Source organism: Bradyrhizobium glycinis, from assembly GCF_016031655.1.
Classification (GTDB): domain Bacteria; phylum Pseudomonadota; class Alphaproteobacteria; order Rhizobiales; family Xanthobacteraceae; genus Bradyrhizobium; species Bradyrhizobium glycinis.
Genome location: NZ_JACCHQ010000041.1, coordinates 1 through 20,669, shown reverse-complemented (window position 1 = coordinate 20,669; position 20,669 = coordinate 1). Strand labels below are relative to the sequence as shown.

Annotated in this window: 19 protein-coding genes and 4 pseudogenes; 21 read left to right on the top strand and 2 right to left on the bottom strand. The window is 61.1% G+C overall.

Annotated elements, in window-relative coordinates; all coding sequences use genetic code 11:
• Nucleotides 1-777: 777 nt before the first annotated feature.
• From HZZ16_RS34650 to HZZ16_RS34630, 5 genes and pseudogenes are all read left to right on the top strand, one after another.
• Nucleotides 778-1,683, top strand: a complete 906-nt coding sequence (locus tag HZZ16_RS34650; protein ID WP_311974442.1) for an aspartate aminotransferase family protein — start codon at nt 778-780, stop codon at nt 1,681-1,683.
• Entirely contained in the window at nt 1,680-1,907 is a 228-nt protein-coding gene (locus HZZ16_RS37730) for a hypothetical protein (protein WP_246510639.1), read from the top strand. Before HZZ16_RS34650 ends, HZZ16_RS37730 begins: the two co-directional genes overlap by 4 nt.
• A 210-nt stretch (nt 1,908-2,117) precedes the next feature.
• Nucleotides 2,118-2,796: pseudogene (gene istA / locus HZZ16_RS34640) on the top strand (IS21 family transposase); the annotation flags it as partial.
• Nucleotide 2,797: 1 nt separating this feature from the next.
• Nucleotides 2,798-3,189: pseudogene (locus tag HZZ16_RS34635) on the top strand (ATP-binding protein); the annotation flags it as partial.
• A gap of 318 nt (nt 3,190-3,507) precedes the next feature.
• A complete protein-coding gene (locus HZZ16_RS34630; protein WP_197955036.1) occupies nt 3,508-4,062 on the top strand; it encodes a Gfo/Idh/MocA family oxidoreductase in 555 nt (184 codons plus the stop codon).
• A gap of 274 nt (nt 4,063-4,336) precedes the next feature.
• Here the strand turns inward: HZZ16_RS34630 and HZZ16_RS34625 are convergent, their stop codons facing one another.
• Nucleotides 4,337-4,903: a hypothetical protein gene (locus tag HZZ16_RS34625; RefSeq protein ID WP_197955034.1), complete on the bottom strand. Its 567-nt coding sequence runs from the start codon at nt 4,901-4,903 to the stop codon at nt 4,337-4,339.
• 1,323 nt (nt 4,904-6,226) lie between these two features.
• On the opposite strand from HZZ16_RS34625, the pseudogene HZZ16_RS37725 reads away from it, so the two are divergent.
• From HZZ16_RS37725 to HZZ16_RS34550, 16 genes and pseudogenes are all read left to right on the top strand, one after another.
• Nucleotides 6,227-6,373 (top strand): annotated as a pseudogene (locus HZZ16_RS37725) (helix-turn-helix domain-containing protein); the annotation flags it as partial.
• A gap of 86 nt (nt 6,374-6,459) precedes the next feature.
• Nucleotides 6,460-6,553 (top strand): annotated as a pseudogene (locus HZZ16_RS38495) (transposase); the annotation flags it as partial.
• A 403-nt stretch (nt 6,554-6,956) separates the two neighbouring features.
• Entirely contained in the window at nt 6,957-8,537 is a 1,581-nt protein-coding gene (locus HZZ16_RS34615; RefSeq protein WP_197955032.1) for an ABC transporter substrate-binding protein, read from the top strand.
• A 5-nt stretch (nt 8,538-8,542) separates the two neighbouring features.
• Entirely contained in the window at nt 8,543-9,544 is a 1,002-nt protein-coding gene (locus HZZ16_RS34610; protein WP_197955030.1) for an ABC transporter ATP-binding protein, read from the top strand.
• Nucleotides 9,544-10,539, top strand: coding sequence for an ABC transporter ATP-binding protein (locus tag HZZ16_RS34605; RefSeq protein ID WP_197955069.1), 996 nt, complete (start codon nt 9,544-9,546; stop codon nt 10,537-10,539). Before HZZ16_RS34610 ends, HZZ16_RS34605 begins: the two co-directional genes overlap by 1 nt.
• Nucleotides 10,539-11,477: an ABC transporter permease gene (locus HZZ16_RS34600; protein WP_197955028.1), complete on the top strand. Its 939-nt coding sequence runs from the start codon at nt 10,539-10,541 to the stop codon at nt 11,475-11,477. Before HZZ16_RS34605 ends, HZZ16_RS34600 begins: the two co-directional genes overlap by 1 nt.
• A 72-nt stretch (nt 11,478-11,549) precedes the next feature.
• Nucleotides 11,550-12,353, top strand: coding sequence for an ABC transporter permease (locus HZZ16_RS34595; RefSeq protein WP_197955063.1), 804 nt, complete (start codon nt 11,550-11,552; stop codon nt 12,351-12,353).
• Between the two features lie 8 nt (nt 12,354-12,361).
• Nucleotides 12,362-13,888 carry an alkaline phosphatase family protein gene (locus HZZ16_RS34590; protein ID WP_197955026.1) on the top strand — a complete coding sequence of 509 codons (1,527 nt, stop codon included), beginning with the start codon at nt 12,362-12,364 and terminating at the stop codon, nt 13,886-13,888.
• Nucleotides 13,845-14,315, top strand: a complete 471-nt coding sequence (gene phnG, locus HZZ16_RS34585; protein ID WP_246510638.1) for a phosphonate C-P lyase system protein PhnG — start codon at nt 13,845-13,847, stop codon at nt 14,313-14,315. Before HZZ16_RS34590 ends, phnG begins: the two co-directional genes overlap by 44 nt.
• Nucleotides 14,312-14,848: a phosphonate C-P lyase system protein PhnH gene (gene phnH, locus HZZ16_RS34580; RefSeq protein ID WP_197955024.1), complete on the top strand. Its 537-nt coding sequence runs from the start codon at nt 14,312-14,314 to the stop codon at nt 14,846-14,848. The genes phnG and phnH overlap by 4 nt, the downstream gene beginning before the upstream one ends.
• Nucleotides 14,848-15,924, top strand: coding sequence for a carbon-phosphorus lyase complex subunit PhnI (locus HZZ16_RS34575; protein ID WP_197955021.1), 1,077 nt, complete (start codon nt 14,848-14,850; stop codon nt 15,922-15,924). The genes phnH and HZZ16_RS34575 overlap by 1 nt, the downstream gene beginning before the upstream one ends.
• The gene (locus tag HZZ16_RS34570) at nt 15,921-16,835 is read left to right on the top strand and encodes an alpha-D-ribose 1-methylphosphonate 5-phosphate C-P-lyase PhnJ (protein ID WP_283815902.1); all 915 of its coding nucleotides are present in this window, start codon (nt 15,921-15,923) and stop codon (nt 16,833-16,835) included. The genes HZZ16_RS34575 and HZZ16_RS34570 overlap by 4 nt, the downstream gene beginning before the upstream one ends.
• Nucleotides 16,832-17,653 (top strand): ATP-binding cassette domain-containing protein, encoded by an 822-nt coding sequence (locus tag HZZ16_RS34565; RefSeq protein WP_197955020.1) that lies wholly within the window; start codon nt 16,832-16,834, stop codon nt 17,651-17,653. The genes HZZ16_RS34570 and HZZ16_RS34565 overlap by 4 nt, the downstream gene beginning before the upstream one ends.
• Before the next feature lie 8 nt (nt 17,654-17,661).
• Nucleotides 17,662-18,369, top strand: a complete 708-nt coding sequence (locus tag HZZ16_RS34560) for an ATP-binding cassette domain-containing protein (protein ID WP_197955015.1) — start codon at nt 17,662-17,664, stop codon at nt 18,367-18,369.
• Nucleotides 18,356-19,528, top strand: coding sequence for an alpha-D-ribose 1-methylphosphonate 5-triphosphate diphosphatase (locus HZZ16_RS34555; RefSeq protein ID WP_197955013.1), 1,173 nt, complete (start codon nt 18,356-18,358; stop codon nt 19,526-19,528). The genes HZZ16_RS34560 and HZZ16_RS34555 overlap by 14 nt, the downstream gene beginning before the upstream one ends.
• A 590-nt stretch (nt 19,529-20,118) precedes the next feature.
• Complete coding sequence (locus HZZ16_RS34550; RefSeq protein WP_197955012.1) at nt 20,119-20,403, top strand: hypothetical protein; 285 nt, start codon at nt 20,119-20,121, stop codon at nt 20,401-20,403.
• On the opposite strand, the gene HZZ16_RS34545 is transcribed toward HZZ16_RS34550, so the two are convergent.
• Nucleotides 20,387-20,669 (bottom strand): transposase domain-containing protein (locus HZZ16_RS34545; protein ID WP_197948773.1); only part of this gene is annotated, 283 nt, incomplete at its 5' end. The two genes, HZZ16_RS34550 and HZZ16_RS34545, sit on opposite strands and share 17 nt — an antisense overlap.

Sequence of the window (20,669 nt, the reverse complement as noted above, 5' to 3'; positions counted from 1 at the left end):
GCTATCGACAGGTGACATGCATCTGTCATCGGCATCAATGGCCGGCGTTGGTAGTTGACCGAGTACGCTGCCAAATGATGCCGTGGTTACTGCGCAGCTCTAGCAGATGCAAAAGGTTGATTGTTGATAGGGTGTATTTAGATGAGCGAGCGCGAAGGACGCCGGGGGTGTAGTCTGGCTTGTAAAGCGGGGTCCAGGTCAAATGGGGTCGAAATATTCGTGGTCGACGCAGCCCTCGTTCTCGCGCTTAGGACTCGTCAGGATGCCTCAACAAGTGCATCCTCCGGACAGGATCGCTCGAAAATTGCCAGTGTTCCGGCTCTCAAAACCACCGGTGTCCCATTTCCGACACAGGTCTCGATGGCTCCAATTCAGTGGAGTGATGCTATCAAGCGTGCAGTTCTGCGTAGCTTCTGCGAGCGCCAACACTGATACAAGTGCTCTTCTCACACGACGTTGCGCAACGTCTGTGTGCACGGAAGCGTTGCGATCGAGCTGGCTGCCGACTCGCGCAAACCTGTGCGTGCCCGCGGATAAACAACACCAGAAAGGAGGAAATCCTTGCCAGAGTCGTCTTAGGTTCTGGTGCAGCGGCCCGATCAGTCTGAACGGAGTCGACCTGCGCCCCGCGGTCCGCCCGAACTTCGCAATTATCGGTGATCGCCTCTGGAGACGGGCCGCATCGTCCTTAAGGGCACCGCGGATGACCTCAAGCAGAACACGCGTGTCCGCGAAGCTTATCTCGGGCCCAATCCCTCGGGTGAAGAAGGCAACAACATGTACCCAGACACAAATTCAAAGTCGAAAGCGCTCCACGCGGCAAGCCGTCAGCTCGCGCTCGGTTCTGCATTCGGGATGCCGACGGAGTCGGAGATCGATCTTGCCGAACTGCTTGCCGCGCGGCTGCCCTCAGTCGACCAGGTCCGGTTTGCCAACTCCGGGACGGAAGCCGTGACGATGGCGCTGAAGGCGGCGCGTGCGTTTACCGGGCGCCCGAAGATCGCCAAATGCGAGGGCGCCTACCATGGTTCCTACGACTATGCCGAGGTCAGTCTCGATCCAAAGCCGGCGGACTGGGGCGGCAACGCGCCAGTCTCTGTGGCTTATGCCAAAAGTACGCCGCACAAGGTGCTGGCCGACCCCCTCACGATTCCCTTCAACGATGTTGAAGGCGCCACCAGCCTGATCCGGGAGCATGGTCGCGATCTCGCATGTGTGCTGGTCGATCCGATGCCGAACCGCGCCGGCCTCGTACCTGCCGACAAGGCCTACCTCGAAGGCCTGCGTCAGGCGACGCGCGAAGTCGGTGCGCTACTGATCTTCGATGAGGTGATCTCCTTCCGTCTCGGCTACCAGGGCGCCCAGGGGCTTTGGGGCATTGATCCTGATCTCACCACGCTTGGCAAGATCATCGGAGGTGGGTTTCCCGTCGGCGCAATCGCCGGCAAGAGGGAAGTTATGGCCGTCTTCGATCCGCGCCACGGCAAGCCTGCATTGCCCCATGGCGGTACGTTCTCGGCCAACCCAGTCACGATGCGAGCGGGGCTTGCGGCTATGGAACTGTTGGCCAGAAGGCGTTCGCGCGGCTGGACGCGATTGGTGAGGCGGTCCGGAACGGCATCAACGACGCGTTCCGCCACCACCGTGTCCCGGGTACCGCGGTCGGCCTCGGATCCCTCTTGAAGTTACATTTCGCCGAACGCCCGATCGGCGACTACCGCTCGGCTTACATGACCGAAGCTGAGGCCAAACGCCAAAGTGTGTTCAACCTTGAACTTCTTAACCGCGGCGTTCTCGCCGCCGGCCACGGGTTGATCGCGCTGTCGCTGCCGATGCGAGACAGTGATATCGGAACCATTGTCCGCGCGGCCTCGGATGCACTTGCACAGGTCGCGTCCAAAAGATGACGCGTCTTTAAGTTCTTCAAATCGGTAAGTCTCGCGTGAGGCCATTGCGGCGATCCGCGCCTCTGGCACCACTTCGGTTGCGATCTGCTTCCTGCATGCCTATCGCACCGCCTCCCATGAGATCGCCGCAGTGAAGCGCCTTGCGCACGAGCTGCCAGGCGTGAGCGTGTCGCGCTCCAGTGACGCGTTACCGATGTGGCGCCAAGTGTCCTCTATGGCGAGGAGGCTCAGGTCGACTATGGTGAGGGCGCGCCGACGGTTGATCCGAAGAGCGGCCGGTACCGCCGCCCCGCCTGTTCGTGATGACGCTGCGCTACTCGCGGCGCAGCTTCCGGCGGGTGGTCTGGAAGTCGAGTCAGCAGGTCTGGGCGCAGCTTCACGAAGAGGCGTTCCGGTATTTTGGCGGGGTCCCCAGATATGTCGTGCTCGACAACCTGAAGGAAGGCGTCCTCAAGCCGGATTTGTACGAGCCCGAGCTCAACCCGATTTACAGCGCGATGCTGGCTCGTTACGCCGTGGTCGCCGATCCCGCGCGGGTGGCCGATCCAAATCGGAAGGGGAGTGTCGAGAATGCGATTCAACACACCCAGGGCACCGCGCTGACCGGACGGCGCTTCGAGACGCTCGAAGCCCAGAACGAGTTCTTGAGACACTGGGAGGAGAACTGGGCCTCCAAGCGCATCCAGGGTAGCACGCGCCGTCAGGTCGAGGCCATGTTCCAGGAGGAGAAGCCCACCTGCGGCCGTTGCCGGTGGCTGCCTTCCGCATCTTCACCGAGGTCGTTCGGACCGTCTGCGACGATACCACCGTGCGCGTCGACAGCAGCTATTACGCCGCGCGGCCCGCGCCCATCGACAGCCAGGTCGTGGTGCGCATCTACACTTCCACGAGCCTATCAGGCGATCCTGCACAGCCACGAGGTCCAGTATCTCGAGGCCGATGACTTCTTCCACCGCCACGTCCTGCTCCCTCGCGCAACGCGACGCCCGGCTGCGAACCATCATCGACTGCGATCTCCTCGTGCTGGACGATCTGTTCCTCGCACGCGCCATCCCTGACGACGCCGGCGCATTGCTGCAGACCTTGATCAATAGCGCTACAAGCTGCGCCGCAGCGTCATCGTCACCTCCAATCGCGTCGTGCAGGACTGGGGGACAACACCATGAGCACGACGATCCTCGATCGCCTGATGCACCACTGCCACCTGCTCGAGTTCGATGGACGAAGCTATCGCCTCAAAGAGGCCGCTGAAGCCCTTGCCCGCGAAACAATGTCAAACTAACAACCCACCTCTGTGCTGCCTTGGCGTGGAGGAGTTTGACTGACCCTACCCGGGGAAATTTGAAGTGACCCGCGGGGGGAGGCAATATCCCGTCTTCAGAACTCGTCAGGTTATCTCGTGTTTGCCCGCTTCGGGTCGGAAGTTTTAGTGGACGCAAAAGCAAGTGAGTATCGGAAGACATGCAAGGTGATATCATCCCTGTGGGGCTCGGTCCCTATGCCAGAGTAAAGTACATTCCGCTGATCGAGGACGCTGTCGCCAGCGGTTGGGCATCCGCTTTCCATGTCATCGAACTCGAGAGTGTGCAAAACGATGTGAATGCCTTTTTTCGTCCCCGTGGCATACAAGCCGGCGAGCCTCTCATGGGTACCCGATCTCCGGCGCTGGGCGATCGGGTATTCCGGCCACGGGGAGGACGCCCTGATGGCTTTGGCACGACCGGATACAAAAGTTATCGTCTCGACCGAACCGAAGGCCCATTTGGGCTACCTTCGCGCCGCTCTTGGACTTGGCCTTGATTGCCTGGTTGACAAGCCGGTCGTTCTCCCCGTGGGATCTAACGGACGCCCAGCGCCGGACCGTCTTGTTGACGCGGTGGCAGAGCTCAAGGAGATTTGCAATCAAACTGGCGGCCGTTGCGTGATGATGGCACCACGCCGCCACAACACAGTCTACGAGCTTGTTCGACGCTATGCGCGCCGCGCCTCGCAGAACTTCGGCACGCCGATCACCTATATTGGTATCGAGCATCATGCCCGAGTGTGGAACACGGAGGAGGAGATCCTCTGCCGGGAGGGACCATCCTTACCGGTACGCTATGGAATGCTTTGCCATTCGGGCCATCACTACATCGACATTCTCTCCATCCTTTGAGGGGCAATTTCGGTAGTCTGAAGGTCGAGCTGAATGTCCACCGTGCGACCGCGGACCAGGTCAGGCAGATCGGCTCGGATCCGGTGCGCAAGCTTCGCGGTGAGGCGCCAGTCGCGGCGTTCTTGCCGGAACCGCCGTTTTGAGGTGAGACCGATCTCGTCTCCTCCGGCGCCGCAGAGCGTTGTGGGAGCCGCGATACCATCTGCCTGTTTCGCCTCGACCTTCTGCAGACCAGCGTGTCGCTTCGCAACTGGCGGCAGCTCCCAACCGATGTCTACAACAGGAACGGGCGGTTCGGGTCCGAAACCATTCGCTTGAATATCGGTCCCTTCGCCGCGTCGGGGCCAGGATCTTCAAGCGCCCACATTTGAACAAGGAAGGTCCTCCGCAATTGGCGAGGGAGGCACACATCACGGTTTGGCGGAATACGGGTTTCCTCCGCGGCGCAACCATTCAGGAACGGCTGTATCCCGCCGGGGACAAATTTATCCGAAGCGCCGACCTTCGTGCCGGCCGCAAAAGGCTGTTTGACGATTGGCTGGAAGGCCGGAGCGGCAAGAGTTCCCTCGAGTCCCACATGCGGACGATATCGCTGTTTCCTCGTTATTTGGCAGCGGTTACGACGGATGCAGCGAGCAGTGATGAAGCGCCTCCACGACTCGCCATCGATAAATTTCCGGCATGGATGTCGTAACTTCGGCTCACCCTGAGCATTGCGGGCTTGCAGTGTACGCTGCAAAACGCCTAACGGTTGGTAATCGTTGGTCGCCACCGTGCCGCACGTGAGGCGCTCGATCGTGCGTGCGGCATGCAGCAGAATCATTTCGAGCTCGGCGAACACGTCTACCAAACGCCGGGTCAACCTGGCCGAGGCCGGTAATCGCCGGTCAGAACATCACCTTCTGGGAAATCCGTCAGGAATCGAAGAGCCGGGTCTTGCACGCATCGATTGGCTGGCGCCAAGATAACGGTCGGGAATCCCCAACGCTATTCGCCGGCTTGGTACTCGAAGAGGCGGCTCAAACCTCCCTGAGCAGTCGGACACCAAATCTCTCCATAAGAAGACCAAGCACATTAGCACTCGTAAATGCTGCAAAGCGCTGGACTTTGTCGCTCTTATCAGGGTCTGCGAAATCGCATATCGTACAGCGCTAAGAGTGGATTGTGGATTTCGCGAGCGAGGTATTTGCATCGCCCGAAAAGTCATAAATCGCTAAGGCACGATCATTCGAATGGCAGTAGCTGCAAGACAACAAGGTTGTCTTGACGCATCCGCATCCCGTGCGTTTTCGCAACGAGACTTACATTACTGATCGAATGACCAGGAAGAGCATCTGCAGCGAGCTCTATCTGCATTGGCAAGCAAGCACGCCGCCGCGGCTTCCGTCCTCCTGGAGCGCTCATGGCGGCAGAACTCATCGCGCGGACGTGCAGCCAGGCATGACCGGCAGCGTGCTTGCGTGACGCTTCCTTATCGCGCGATCGCCACGGCTTTGCCGCCTGGGGATATATATCATTTTTTATGTTTGCGGCGCATTTGGTGATTGTAGCTGGATTGCTGCTGATCACGTCAGGCTCATGCCGGATCGAAGCTCAGGCGTCGGCTACCGAGCTAAACCTTCAAGGACTTGTTGCAGACGGCCAAGAACTTCACCTTCAGCAGGCTTGGGCTCAATCTTGTAGAGTCGGAACATCCACTCTGCCGGCGAATTTCATTTGGGCGTTCTGAACGCGGCCGCAGCAACCACTCGGGGAAGCGTCTGCCAAGCGTCAAGCAATGCGATTTGGCGAACCAGAAGCTGGAGCGGACAGGACAGATCGTCAAAAGGGAGCTAGGTCGGTCATGATGCGGCCGCCGAGAAGCGGCGATCATTCCTCGATCCGTCTTTCATAAGACGCTATGAGTCCGGCCAGGACGGATCGCGCAGCATTCGGGCATTTGATTGTCGGATTTGTCACGAGCAGGTCCGCCCTACCCAGGATGTATCGGGACGCTGCTTTCGAGAGGGGCCGCATCGAATTTGTAGCGAAGCCGCGCGCGCAAGCACAACGCATAAAACCTAGGTGATCGCCATTAGAGCATATTGTTTTTTACCGGAATCGAGATTCCAGGGGGCAGGATTTCTGATTCAAACTCCATGCTGGAGAACGGGGGCCAGCATGGATGACACGACCCTATTCGGAAGACCTTCGCGAACTTGCGCTGGCGAGGGCTGACGCTGGCGAGACGGTTCGTTCGATTGCAGAAGCACTTCAGATCAGTCCTTCCTGTGTGACGAAGTGGAGGAATCTATGGCGGGAGACAGGAGCGGTTTCTCCCGGCAAGATTGGCGGTCACAAGAAGCCGGTTCTGTCCGGCACCAACGCAGACTGGCTGCGCAACGCCATTCGGGAACAGGAGCGCATCTCCTCTTCCTGCCGCCCTACAGTCCCGACCTCAATCCGATCGAGCAGGTCTTCGCCAAGCTCAAACACCTGCTGCGGGCCGCCCAGACAGGTGATGTCGAAGCGACGTGGCGCAAGGTCGGCGAACTCCTCGATATCTTCTCCAAAGAGGAATGCGCCAACTATCTCAAAAATTCAGGATATGTTTCCGTGTAGAAACATCATGCTCTAGCTTCGCGACGATGCGCCGTGGGCTGAATCGGTAGAACGACCACAGCAAATGCAAGGCGTGTCCACCGGCAGCGCCACAGCTCATCGCATGTTCGCAATTTCATATCGACTTATTCGATGGTTGTCATCCGACTGTTGCAGTTCCGGCCTCTAACGGATCGCGCGAAGGCGAGCCGCCTGAACGAGATTGGTAATCAATTTCTGTGATCTGCAAAGTCCTCATGCTTGAGGATTGGTAGGTCCGGGCGAAGGCACTGATGTGAAACTTGGGAGCAGTGATGACCCGTATCGATCTGACACGACGACAAGCTCTCACCGCTGCCCTTGCCGCAGGCATGTTGACCAGCCCGGGCGTCAAGGCGCTCGGCGGCGACATCAAGAATTCGACGCGGCGGCAACTGAAAGTCGGCATGTCCGGCTTTCCTCGGACATTTGATCCGGTCATCGCGACCGACACCGCCATTCGCCGGATCATGCCGCAGCTTTTTGATACTCTCATCGCCTTCGATCACGCCCACGGCATGGCATTGCGCCCGGCCCTTGCGGAGCATTGGGAGCGGATCGACGCGCAGTCGCTTCGGGTCGTCTTGCGCAAGGGCGTGATCTTTCATGACGGAAGTCCGCTCACGGCTGAAGACGTCGCCTTCAGCCTCGGCCCCGATCATCTGTTGGGGCCCGGACGTGGCGGAATGTCCGAGGCGCTGCAGTCGCTTGATCGGCTCCAGGAAGTCGAGGTCGTCGATCCCTACACCGTCATCGTGCATGCCAAAGGCGCCGACGCGCTCCTTGAACAGCGCCTCGCCACATGGGGGGCGGAAATCGTCAGCAAACGGGCCTTTGCGGCGGCAGGCTCATGGGAGCGCTGGACAGCGGCTCCCGTCGGAAGCGGTCCCTACAAGCTCGTCGATCACAAGCTCGACATCCATGTCACCTTAGCCGCGCATGATGCCTATTGGGGGGGGCGGCCGCCATTCGATGCAGTCGAATACCGCATTATTCCCGAACTCTCGGCCCGCATGAATGGCCTGCTCGCCGGCGAGCTCGACCTCGTCACCGATATCCCGCCGGACCAGTTCAGCGCTATCCAGAAGCGTCCCGATCTCGAAGTCGCAGGCGGAGCCGTTCAGAACATCCGCTCGCTCGTGCTCGACCAGACAGATCCGGTGCTCAAGGATGCACGCATTCGCCGTGCGATGAGTCTGGCTGTCGATCGGAAGCTGATCGTCGAGAGCCTGTGGGAGAATCGGCTCCCGATCCCGAACGGTTATCAGCTCCCGAGCTACGGCCAGGGTTACATCGAGAATTTCCCGGCCCTCACTTACGATCCCGTCAAGGCCAAGGAGTTGCTCGCGGCCGCTGGCTATAAGGGAGAGCAGATCACCTATCGTCTGCTCAACAACTACTACCCCAATCAAGTCTCTGGCGCACAGACCATGATCGAGATGTGGCGTGCCGTAGGCCTGAACGTCAAAATCCAGATGATGGAGAACTTCGCGCAAATCCAGCGCCAGCCGGTGCATGCGATCTACGATACTTCCAACACGGCACTCTTTCTCGACCACCTTGGGCATCCCTGGCGTGAATACGGTCCGAACGGCTCACTGCCGAAATTGGTCGGCGTGTGGCGGAATGAGGAATATTTCGCCCTTGGTGCGAAGCTTCAAGAGACGGTTGAGGCCGACAGGCGCCGGCCGATCATCCGTCGCATGCTCGAGATCATCAATGAGATCGATCCGCCCAGCATCATCCTGCACGTGTCGGGACAGTTCTACGGCAAGCGCCGCGATGTGGCGTGGTTGCCAGGTCTGACGCTTGATCTCAATTTTGGTCCATTCAACCAGGCCCTGAGCCGGACCTGATCCAGATGACCGACGCCTGCAAGGAGCCGATCATCGAGATTGCCGATCTGCATGTTGCTTTCGACAATGTGCCAGCGCTGCACGGTGTCGACCTCAGCCTGAGGCGTGGTGAATCCGTGGGTATGGTCGGCGAAAGCGGTTGCGGAAAATCCGTGACTTGGCTGGCGGCGCTCGGCCTTTTGCCGCAGCGCGCTCAGATTTCCGGCAGCGTAAGGCTGGCTGGTGAAGAGCTCCTTCATGAGCCCGCTTCTCGCCTCGACAAAGTGCGCGGTGGTCGCATCGCCATGATCTTTCAGGATCCGGCAAGCGCGCTTAATCCGGTCCAAAAAGTGGGCGACCAGATCATCGAGGTCCTGCGGCTCCATCGCGGTATGGAGCGCCACGCTGCAAGGGCTGAAGCACGGCGTCTGTTCGACCAGGTCGGTATCCCAGACCCTGCGCGGCGGCTCGATGCCTATCCCCACGAATTCTCCGGCGGACAGAACCAACGCATCATGATCGCCATGGCGCTGGCAGGGCGCCCGGAAATCCTTATTGCAGATGAGCCGACGACTGCGCTCGACGTCACCATCCAGGCGCAGATCCTTGATCTCCTCCAGCAGATCCAGCGCGAGATGGGCATGGCCCTGGTCTTGATCTCGCATGATCTCGGCATCATCGGCGAACTCTGCGAGCGAGTGCTCGTTCTCTATGCCGGCAGGGTCGTTGAAGAGGCGCCAGTTGATCGCCTGTTTGCTCAGCCGCACCATCCTTACACACAGGGGCTTCTAAAGGCCCTGCCTAGTCTGGAGACAAAGCCGCATAGGCTCGTGGCGATTCCTGGCGTCGTACCGAGTGCGACCGACCTGCCAATGGGTTGTGCCTTCGCGCCCCGCTGCGCGCAACGCGTTGAACGCTGCGGCGAATGGGCGTCCGAACTTGCCTCCATCCCCAATGAGGGTCGTCACAAAGCTGCCTGCCTGCATGTCGCCAGTGAGCTCGCGCCCGCAGAGGTCGTCGCCGCATGATGGCTGCACCGCTTCTGCGAGCCGAGGGCCTCGTCCGTCGCTACCGTTTGCGCCAGGGAGTGTTCCGGCATCCGGTCACGGTCAAGGCTGTCGACAGCCTGTCCCTCTCGGTGGCGCGTGGTGAGACACTCGGAATTGTTGGGGAATCCGGCTGCGGCAAATCGACGACCGGTCGGCTCCTGGCCGGCCTCGAACCGCCCGATTCCGGCACGATCAGCTTTGGCGGGGAGCCTTTGCCGGCTGCAGGACATGCTCGTTGGCGTCGCCTCAGAACGCGCATCCAGATGGTGTTTCAAGATCCACTCGGAGCGCTGGACCGTCGTTTGACGATTGGAGAGCAAATCGCAGAACCACTCGAGATTCATCGGCTCGGCAGCAAGAGCGAGAGAGCCGACCGGGTCAAAACACTGCTCGTCGATGTGGGCTTAAGGCCCGATCACGGCGCGCGCTATCCACACGAGCTCTCTGGCGGACAGCGGCAGCGTGCTGTCCTGGCGCGGGCGCTTGCGACCGATCCCGATCTTATCGTGTGCGATGAGCCGGTCTCGGCGCTCGATGTGTCCATCCAGGCGCAGGTCATCAATCTTCTTGCCGACCTGAAGGAGCAGCGCCGGATGGCGATGATCTTCATCAGCCATGATCTGCGCGTGGTGCGGCAAATCAGCGATCGCATCGCCGTAATGTACCTCGGCGTGATCGTCGAAGAAGGCGACCCCAACCTGGTCTTGCGAGACCCTCTGCACCCCTATTCGCAAGCGCTCATTTCCGCTGTGCCCACACCGGGAGCGGGACGTCGTCGCGACCGCACAGTTCTACAGGGCGATCCCCCCAATCCGGCGGCACGGCCGAGGGGCTGCGCGTTCCATCCGCGCTGTCCGGCTGCGCTCCCGGTCTGCGCGCAACTCGCGCCCGAGCTCACATCCGCCGGGGAGGGACGGCGCGTAGCCTGCCATTTGGTCGAAGCTGCCGGCGAGGGACGGAAGGAAACGGTCTGATGGCCCGCTTCGTTGCGATCCGCCTGGCGCGCGCGCTGCTCACCATTGGCATGGTGGTCACCTTCGCCTTTGTCGTCCTGCGCGCCTCGGGCGATCCGGCGCGTGCGATGCTGTCACCGGAAACCCCGGCAGCCGCCGTCGAGGCCTTCCGCAAGGCATGGGGGCTCGATGCGCCAGTTGGGGTGCAATATGCCAGATATGTTCTGGCCATCGTTCAGGGTGATCTTGGCCAATCGATGCGCGACGGCCGAGCCGCCATCACGGTTGTCGCCGAGCGGATTCCTGTGACGTTGATGCTCACTGGGCCAGCCCTCGCGCTCAATCTCCTGCTCGGTATCCCAGCCGGTATCTATGCAGCCTTGAAGCACGGTCGTCTTGCGGACCGTCTGGTCATGGCGATAGCTGTAGCAGGCTTCACCGTTCCCTCCTTCGTGCTTGGGCTGGTGCTCGTGCTTGCCTTTGCTGTTGAGCTGCCCTGGTTTCCCTCGGGCGGTGCGGGCACCTTGCGCCAATTGGTGCTGCCTGTTGTCACGCTCGGGCTTGGCGGCGCGGCGGTTCTCGCCCGCTTCACGCGGAGCGCCATGCTCGAAGTGCTGGGGCAGTCTTATATCCGGACCGCCAGCGCGAAGGGGGTGCCTTGGCGTGGCGTGGTCACAGGCCATGCGCTGCCCAATGCTGCCATCCCGGTGTTGACTATCGTCGGCTTCATGGTCGGCAACCTGATCGCAGGAACGGTGCTTGTCGAAAGCGTGTTTTCTTGGCCTGGCGTCGGGAGTCTGCTCGTCGTCTCCGTCGTGAGCCGAGATCTGGCCGTGGTCCAATGCATCCTGCTCGTCGTGGCCGCGGCCATGATCGTGACGAATGTCTCGGTTGATTTGCTCTACGGCGTGCTCGATCCGCGACTGCGCGATGCCTCGTACCCGATCGGGGGAGCCTAGATAGTGGACGGCTTCGTTGCAAAGAGCCTACCTGCGCCCACGGCAAGGAAGCTGTGGCAGCGCGATCGCGCCGTGCAGCTCGCCCTTGTCTGGCTTACGGTCGTGCTAGCTGTCGTGGTCTTCGCCGATCGCCTTGCGCCTTACGATTATGCGGCGCTCGATCTTCGCCACCGGCTGGCCGCACCCGTGGGCTTTGGCGGCGACGTCGCGCATCTGCTCGGCTCGGACGAATTGGGACGGGATGTGCTGTCGCGGCTCATCGTGTCAATCCGCATGAGCCTTCTCATTGCTTTTGGGGCCACTTTGATTGGTGCATCCCTCGGCACGATGCTTGGCTTTCTCGCCGCCCATTTCCGCGGCTGGGTCGAGCAGGTCATCCTTGCATGCGTCGATTTTCAGGCAAGCATGCCATTTCTCATTTTGGCGCTCGCCGTCCTTGCGTTCTTCGGCAATTCTCTTGTCCTGTTCGTAGCTCTCCTCGGCCTCCATGGCTGGGAGCGCTATGCGCGTGTCACTCGCGCGCTTGCGATGAGCGCGGGCGCGCAAGGCTATGTGATGGCTGTCCATCAGCTCGGCGCCGGACCCTGGCGCCTCTATCTGCGGCATGTCCTGCCGAACATCGCCTCCACATTGATCGTTACCATGACCCTTGCCTTTCCAGACATTATCCTGCTCGAGAGCGGGCTCAGTTTCCTTGGCCTTGGCGTGCAACCGCCGCTGACCTCGCTCGGCAACATGGTTGGCTACGGACGCGATTATCTCACCCGTGCACCCTGGATCCTGGTGCTGCCCTCGCTCGTGATCTCGCTCACGACGCTAAGTATCTCCCTCGTCGGCGACTGGCTGCGCGACCGCATAGACAAAACATTGTCGTGAGCCCTGCTGTGACCGATTCTGATCGACAACACCGCGTTGTTCTGGTGAGCTTCGATGGGCTTCGTCCCGATCTCGTCAGCCCGAAACTGACCCCGCATCTTGATCGGTTGCGGCAGAAGGGCGTCACCCTTGCCCGGCACCTCACGGTTTATCCGAGCGAAACGCGCGCGGCTATGCCGAGCCTCGTCACGGGAGCGTCCCCTGGCCGCCACGGCATGGTCGGCAACAAATATCTCGACCGCAGCGTGCAGCCTCCTCGCTATATCGATACTTCCGACGATCGGATTATCCAGGCGCTCGATGCAGCTAGCGGCGGCCATCTTATGGGGGCCGCTTCACTCGGCGAAATTCTTTCAGCGCACGGCAGGACGCTTGCGGTGCTTGCCTCCAATTCTGCCGGCACGACTTGCCTCTTCAATCACAAGGCCCGCACGCTTGGCCACCACACCATCTCCGGCCATTATGCGCACCTCGCCACCTCTCGGCCGCTGATCGAGGCGCTTCAGGCTCGACTTGGCCCCATTCCTGCGCCTCCACCTCAGGGTACGCCCGACCTCACAGCGCAGAGCTTTCTGACGTCGGCGCTGCTCGAAACCGTCTGGCCCGAAATTCGGCCCGACGTTGCGATCCTGTCCTTTGGCGAACCCGACATTTCGTCTCACTATTGCGGCACAGCACACGGGCGAACATTGGAAGCCTTGGCTTTTGTTGATCGTCAATTCGGTCGCGTTCTGGATTGGTGGGAAGCGGAGGGGAGGCAGCAAAACGTACATCTGTTGGCCGTTTCAGATCACGGTCATGTCACCGTCCACGCACAGGCTGACGTGTACGGAACCCTTAAGACGGCCGGATTTCGCTGCGGCCCGGCGCCTGGACAGGATGTGGACGCGGTACTCGTTCCCGGACAAGTGGGCGCCATCTATCTCACCGACCCGTCAGAGAGCAATGTTCGGCGGGCCGTTGCGGCCATGACCGAGGCGCCGTGGTGCGGACCGATCTTCACCGCAGGTCGCAATGAGGTCGATGGCGTGGCGCCCGGCAGTCTCGCTCGCCAGCTCGTCATGATGGATCATGGCCGCTCTGGAGACATCCTGTTTTCCTATCGTGCCGACGACGAGACCGATCGATTCGGTCTCATCGGCCGTACATGGACTCATGACGCACCGATTGGATTTGGCGTGCATGGAGGCCTTCATCCCAAGGAAATGACGTCCGTCGGCATTCTTGCCGGTCCCGCCTTCCGATCGGATGTCGTCTCGGACATCCCATCGGGGATCTGCGACATCGCGCCGACCATCCTTCATCTGCTCGGGATCGCCGCACCGATCGGAATGGAAGGACGGATTCTCACCGAGGCCCTCGCGGCAGGGACCTCAGTTCCGCCTGCTTCCATCGTCGAGACGGAGCATGAAGCAAGCACCCCGGCCTATCGTCAATGTTTACGCCGTGTGCAGGTGGATTCAGCAACTTACATCGAGGGAGGATGGGCAAATGGCGCTTCGCACGTCAGGTGGAGGCAAAGCAATGACAATTGATTGCGAACAGACCGAACACCGGCGTCTTCTCGAGACCCTCGCATGCAGCGAAGCAGGCCGAGTCAAGGGGTTTGCAGAAAAACTCCTGCCCGAACTCGGAGCTGTCGAGGTGCTCAAGAGCCGCAGCGGCCTCGTGATGCTGCCGATGCGGGACACCGTCCGCGGCACCGACTTCCACCTTGGCGAAGTGCTGGTTGCGGAAGCCCATGTGAAGCTGGCGGACGCCGAAGGCTACGGCATGGTGGTCGGCCGAGACCTCGAGCACGCGATGGCGATGGCGCTGATCGATGCCGCAGCCTTCGCAGGACTGGCGCGGGAGCGGATTGGCGCCTTCGTCGAAGCCGAAGCCACAATCATCGCCGAGACAGATCGCCAGACTCTGCGCGCGATCGAGGCAACCCGTGTCGAGATGGAGACCGTCGGATGAACACAATCGCTTTTCCCATTCCCGACGAGGCGGAGCGGCGAGACAACGCCGCTTTCGAGGCCGTGCTGCGGGGGATGGCCAGGCCTGGTACAGAGCAGCTGCTGCCGGAAAAAGGCCTCCTGCCCGTTGCGCTCTCGCTCGTCGATCTTGAGACCAATATCTATTGCGACGATCCGGCGCTACACGAGGCGCTTGCACGCACCGGCGCTGCCGTCGCCACGCTTGAGGAGGCCGACCATATCTTCCTGTCCGGCCAGTTGACGGCAGCTCTCGCCTCTACAGTGGGGACCGGTTCGTCGCTTTATCCTGATCTGGGAGCGACAGTGGTGGCATCAGCCAAGCTCAACGACGGTCCCCATGTTCGGCTGACGGGTCCCGGCGTCGATGGGGCGCTGACGATCTCGCCTGCAATTGCTCCAGGTTTCTGGGAGGCGCGATCGCGCATCGCGTATCCTGCCGGTTTTGAGCTCGTTCTCGTTGAGGGACGCCGGGTCGTCTGCCTGCCGCGCTCGACTAGGGTGGAGGTGCTCTGATGTCTTACGTTGCTGCACGCGGCGGAGAGCAGGCGATCGAGCAATCGGAGCGCTTGTATCGCGAACGGCTGGGGACAATCGATGCGACTCGGGTCGATGCAATCGCGCGCTCGCTTCCTTGGCTCGTTGACCGGATCATGGGCGAGGCGTCTCTTTATGCGCCCCGACTGGCTGCGCTTGCGCTGGCGCAGTCGGGCGGTGATCTCTATGAAGCCGTTTTGCTGCTGCGGGCCTGGCGGACGACGCAGCCGCGTCTGGCGGTTGCCGAACCGCTGAGGCAAGACAAACTCTTTACGCATCGTCGCATTTCGGCGGCGTTCAAGGATATTCCTGGCGGGCAGATCCTGGGGCCTACTCTCGACTATTCGCATCGCATCCTGCGAACAGATATTCTGGATGGAGCCGGTTTGGAACCTGAACCGGTAGAGATGAGTCCAGAACCGGCGCCTCCGCATCAGCCCTCCCTTGCCTCCTGGCAGAAGGCGCAAGGACTCGTGGTTGATTTCGAGCGGCAGGACGTTCCCAAACAGGACATCCCAGATCTAACGCGAGAGCCGCTACTCTTTCCAGCTGGTCGTGCGCACCGGCTCCAAAGCCTGGCGCGTGCGGACACCGGCGGCCTGATGGCGCTGGGCTACGCGGTCATGCGTGGTTACGGCCCTTCCCATCCGACCGTCAACGAGCTTCGACTGGTTGAAGCGGATGTTGAGATTTCTCATCCGCGCGGCACTGTGTTCTCGGCAGGGCGGGTCAGGGTCTCCCAGGCAGAAGTCGCTTCAAAGGCAGGGGCTGAAACGATCGACCTCGGCTTCTGTGCCACGCTTGGTTGGAATGAGGTCAAGATCATTGCGGGCGGCACGCTGGACCTCAATGAGCCGCATGCAACGAAAGGATCGCCCTTCGAAGAGGAGTTTTTCCTTTCGCACACAGAGCCCGTGGAAGGCGCCGGTTTCTGCCAGCATTTCAAGCTGCCTCACTATGTGACGTTCCAGTCTACGCTCGATGCGATGCGCGATGCACGACGAAAACAGGCCGAAATGGCCTCGCAAGCTGCCGCCGAGGAACCTGCCGAATGAAGAAGCTGAGCCAACTCACGCTGCCATCGCAGCTCATGTCCTATGGCTTTCTCGATCCGTCCGCCAAACGCGAGCTTCGTCGCAAATTGTTGAAGGCGATCGCAATTCCAGGATGCCAGATCCCTTATGCAAGCCGCGAAGTACCCATGGCACGAGGCTGGGGCACGGGTGGGCTGCAGGTCACATTGACGCTTCTCAACTCATCCTCGGTCGTCAAGGTCATCGACCAGGGCGCCGATGACGGTGTCAATGCGGCTTCCATTCGCCGTTTCCTGGCCAAAGTCTCTGGTGCCCGTGAAACAACCGATACCTGCAAGGCGACGATCATCCAATCCCGCCACCGCGTCCCCGAGGAGATCATGCGAGAAGACCAGATCCTCGTTCTCCAGGTCCCCGAACCGGAGCCGCTCCGTCCGGTCGAGCACCATATTTCAGCGGCGCGGCAAATGCATGCCGATGCCAATTACGCCAGGCTTTGGCTGATCCTTTATGAGCAGATGGTGCGAACCGGGCGCATCATGCAGGCTACGGAATATCCATCCCTGGTGAACGGCCGTTATGTGATGTCGCCCTCGCCGATTCCCCGATGGGACGTGCCAAAACTGCACATGGCACGCCACCTTACGCTTCTTTCTGCAGGTCGCGAGAAGCGCCTCTATGCAGTGCCGCCCTTCACCCGGGTCGAGCCGCTCGCCTTCTCGGATGTGCCCTATCGGGTCGAAGACCACGCCCATCTCACTTGTTCTCGTTCGGGCCTGAAGGGCTTCTTCATGAACGAGATCCCAAAGGATGACGGGGGCTCGCACTTCGAGCTATCCGACAGCGGCTTCTGCGAAAAGACACTACGCCGTGCCGCAGGCGAAGACGTGTCGATCGGCGCAACCTGGTATCGAAACGGGGTGATGTCATGAGCCTCATTGAAGCACCTTCGTTCAAACGCGATCTCGACGCGCCGAAACTGAACCGCACGCAACCGATCCTTACGATGCACGGCATCTCGCACCGCTTTGGGGATGTGCGAGCCTTGCAGGATGTTGATGTCACGGTCTATGCCGGCGAGGTTCTCGGTATTGTCGGCGAGTCCGGGTCGGGCAAGTCCACCCTGCTCAGGATGATGAACCTCGAAGAGAAGCCCGATCAGGGCGACTACAGGCTCGCGATACCTGGTGCGACCGCAAACCTGTTTGCGCTGGATCGCTTCGCGCGCCGGATGTTGCGTGCCCGCCACATTGGTATCGTCTACCAGAATCCGCACCTCGGCCTACTTATGCGTAACTCGTCATCTGGCAATGTCGCTGAGCGCTTGCTGATCTCGGGTGAACGGCGTTTTTCGGCGCTTCGATCCCGCGGCCGGCAGGCGCTCGACGCCTCGGAGTTCCCGACCGAGCGCATGGATGCCCCGCCGATCGAACTCTCCGGCGGCATGCAGCAGCGCGTGCAACTCGCCAAGGCGATCGCCCTCGAGCCGGCGCTGCTGCTGCTCGACGAGCCAACGACCGGCCTCGACGTCTCGGTGCAAGCGCTGGTGCTCGATACGCTCAAGCGCCTGCAGCGCGAGCGCGCTATCACCATGGTACTGGTAAGCCACGATCTCGGCGTGATCCGAACAATGGCAGACCGTGTGATGGTGATGCGCAAGGGCCGCGTCGTAGAGGAGGGGCTCGCGGACCAGATATTCCAGGATCCGCAGCACCCCTACACTCAGTCGCTCGTCCACGCCAAGCTGTGAGGCCGGCCATGTCTGATCCCGTGCTTGAGGTCGAGAACCTCGCCAAGCATTTTGATATCCACCATCTGCAGCAACGCGTCTTCGCGTTCTCCGGCGTCGGCTTCCGGTTGTTTCCGGGGCAGTTCCTGCTGCTGCGCGGGAGCAACGGCGTCGGCAAGTCGACCCTGCTGCGGACGCTGTACCGCAGCTATGTGCCAAAGGGCGGCCATATCTGGTTCGATGCGGCGGAAGGACGGATCGACCTCGCCACCGCGGCGGATGTCGACGTCGCCGCCTTGCGTCGGCGGGATATCGGCTTCGTCACTCAGTTCCTGATCGCCCGGCCGCGTGTCGCTGCCGAAGAGCTCGTTGCCGAGCCACTTCGCCTTGCGGGCTGGCCCAAGGCGCAGGCACTCGACGAGGCGCATCGCTGGCTCGACGAATTTGGCGTCAAGCGCGAGCTCTGGCGCGCCTATCCAACGACGTTCTCGGGCGGCGAACAACAGAAGATCAATCTCGCTCGGGCACTTGTGCTGCCGCAGCGGCTGCTGCTCCTCGACGAACCGACGGCAAGCCTTGATGCCGGCGCGCGGCGGGCGCTGATCCGGCGCCTCGGCGCACTGAAGTTGCAAGGCGTAGCGATGATCGGCGTCTTTCACCATAAGGAAGATATCGCGGAGCTGATCGATATGGAACTGACGCTGACGGTGAAGGAGATGGCTGATGTGGCTGAGTGACGTCCGGACGGTTCTGCCAGACGGAGTACTCGAACGCGCCTCTGTTCGGATCGAGGAGGGCCTTATCAAGGAGGTCGTGGAGGGGCCGGTCCGAGGTGGGGTCACCTGTAAGGGCCTGCTGCTGCTGCCGGGATTCATTGACATGCACGGCGATATGATCGAGCGCGATATCGAGCCGCGCCCGCGCGTGCATATGCCGATAGAACTCGGCCTGCGCGATCTCGATCGCAACCTCGCCGGCTGCGGGATCACCACAGCCTATGCGGCGCTCTCCTTCAGTCCATCGTCGACCTACGGCCATGTGCGCAGCTACGAGCACACCTGCCTTGTGATCCGGGAGTTGAGGCGCATGCGAAATCGGCTTTTGGTCGATCACAAGGTGCATGCTCGCTTCGAGCTCACGTTTCCGAATGCCCTTCAGGTCATCAACGACCTTATCGCAGAAGGGAACGTCGACCTGGTCTCGCTCAATGATCACACCCCCGGGCAAGGACAGTACCGCGACATCGAGCGGCTGGTCGATTCCATTGCCGCCCACAAAGGCCTCTCCCAAGCCGAAGCCGCGCAAACCGTCGCGCGCCGTATCGAAGAGGCCAGCCGCCCGGAGCACCAGCTGGCCGCAACACTGTCTGCGATTGCGCTCACCTGCAGAGCCCACAAGGTCGCCATGGCCAGCCATGACGATGATACGCCGCGGAAGGTCGAGATGATGGCAGCGCTCGGGGTTGTTATCAGCGAATTTCCTGTCACTCTCGAGGCAGCCGATGCCGCCCGTTCACGTGGGTTGCGCACCGCGATGGGTGCTCCCAATGCCTTGCGAGGCGAGAGCTATTCCGGCAACCTTTCCGCGCGCCAAGCGCATCGCGAAGGACTGCTGGATATTCTCGCCGCAGATTACCACCCTTCAGCCATGCTGCCAGCCGTATTGGAACTCGCGCGTATCGATCCCCTCGGCCTTGCCGGAGCGGCTCGCCTTGCCAGTGCCAACACCGCTAAAGCGCTCGGGCTTGACGATCGGGGCGAGATCGTGCCCGGAAAACGCGCGGATCTCGTCCTCGCAGACGATCGGGGCATCGGGCACGTGATCGCGACCATTAGCGGCGGCCGGCTCGTCTATTCCAACGGACGCCTCGGCTCCGCTACGGCCAACGCGGCGTAGTGAAGTCCAGCGATCTGGCGTTTGGAGCGAATGCGCAAAACTGCTGGGCGCGTTCCGATGCGCTCGCAGTGCTGGTCACGACGTTCTCCGAGTGGCGGGACAATCACGATTGCGAGGACGGCGACTGGCGCCGCTCGAGATGACGAAGGATCTGTTCAACTGGCCGCCCCCGCGCGAGTTGATCGACGAGCGCTGCGAGGAAGGCGGACGTGGTTGGCGCGTTGGGCTCTGGCGGCTGGGATTGTCCGGCGATGTCCTCGATCACACTCGATCGCGCGGGTGAGGAGGTTCGCCGATTCCGGAGGCTGGCGGAGTTTTGCCGGGGATAAGGGCCCGGAGCATGCCCGGGCTATGACCGCGCGTGTAGTGTGGATCCACCCAACCCAAGGCGGGCATGGGCATACCTGTTTCACCGCGGGCACGATGGCGTTTGCAGGGATTGGAATTGGTGCTCGCGGCCGCCGTCGAGGGCATGACTTTCTTTCTTGGTTCGTGTTCGGCGCACTGATCCCTGTCGTCGCCGTGCCGTGGCTGTTCTTCACAAGATCCAACCGACAGGCCGGCGAGCCGGCCCCGGGGGGATGCTTCCCTTGGCGATCATGTCCGGCCTCGGTTTCGCTGCGATGGTCGGACTTCTGTTCGCTTCCGCACCCGTAACGATCCCAGCTTGCGACAATTACTTCGCGCAATCCGGCCTGAAGGACGTCGTCGCTACTTCGCCGGCGGGCAAGGCCGCCGGATTAGCGGTCGTCACGCTGGCCGATGTCAAAGAGCTAAGCAGAACGCCGACCGAAGCACGGTGCACGGCAAGGGCGAGGATGAATAACGTCAATGTCGTTTCGCTGGTAAGCGTCGTTTTCAAGCCACGGCTTTGAGGGCTTGAGCGCGGTAGGACCAGGGCAGTAGCTGGTCGATGTCGCGGTTTGGATGCCCGTTGACGATCCTGGTCAGGACATCGGTGAGATAGGCGAGCGGATCGACGTCGTTGATCTTACAGGTCTCGACCAAGGACGCGATAACAGCCCAATGTTCCGCGCCACCGTCAGATCCAGCAAACAGCGCGTTTTTGCGGCTGAGCTTGATGCCGCGGATCGATCGTTCGACCGTGTTGTTGTCGAGTTCGATGCGGCCGTCATCGATG

What these genes read in the sequence shown, in the direction of transcription:
- HZZ16_RS34650 (WP_311974442.1), top strand. Translation starts at nt 778, where the DNA reads ATGTACCCAGACACAAATTCAAAGTCGAAAGCGCTCCACGCGGCAAGC.
- HZZ16_RS34630 (WP_197955036.1), top strand. Translation starts at nt 3,508, where the DNA reads ATGCCTTTTTTCGTCCCCGTGGCATACAAGCCGGCGAGCCTCTCATGG.
- HZZ16_RS34615 (WP_197955032.1), top strand. Translation starts at nt 6,957, where the DNA reads ATGACCCGTATCGATCTGACACGACGACAAGCTCTCACCGCTGCCCTT.
- HZZ16_RS34610 (WP_197955030.1), top strand. Translation starts at nt 8,543, where the DNA reads ATGACCGACGCCTGCAAGGAGCCGATCATCGAGATTGCCGATCTGCAT.
- HZZ16_RS34605 (WP_197955069.1), top strand. Translation starts at nt 9,544, where the DNA reads ATGGCTGCACCGCTTCTGCGAGCCGAGGGCCTCGTCCGTCGCTACCGT.
- HZZ16_RS34600 (WP_197955028.1), top strand. Translation starts at nt 10,539, where the DNA reads ATGGCCCGCTTCGTTGCGATCCGCCTGGCGCGCGCGCTGCTCACCATT.
- phnG (WP_246510638.1), top strand. Translation starts at nt 13,845, where the DNA reads ATGGCGCTTCGCACGTCAGGTGGAGGCAAAGCAATGACAATTGATTGC.
- phnH (WP_197955024.1), top strand. Translation starts at nt 14,312, where the DNA reads ATGAACACAATCGCTTTTCCCATTCCCGACGAGGCGGAGCGGCGAGAC.
- HZZ16_RS34575 (WP_197955021.1), top strand. Translation starts at nt 14,848, where the DNA reads ATGTCTTACGTTGCTGCACGCGGCGGAGAGCAGGCGATCGAGCAATCG.
- HZZ16_RS34570 (WP_283815902.1), top strand. Translation starts at nt 15,921, where the DNA reads ATGAAGAAGCTGAGCCAACTCACGCTGCCATCGCAGCTCATGTCCTAT.
- HZZ16_RS34565 (WP_197955020.1), top strand. Translation starts at nt 16,832, where the DNA reads ATGAGCCTCATTGAAGCACCTTCGTTCAAACGCGATCTCGACGCGCCG.
- HZZ16_RS34560 (WP_197955015.1), top strand. Translation starts at nt 17,662, where the DNA reads ATGTCTGATCCCGTGCTTGAGGTCGAGAACCTCGCCAAGCATTTTGAT.
- HZZ16_RS34555 (WP_197955013.1), top strand. Translation starts at nt 18,356, where the DNA reads ATGTGGCTGAGTGACGTCCGGACGGTTCTGCCAGACGGAGTACTCGAA.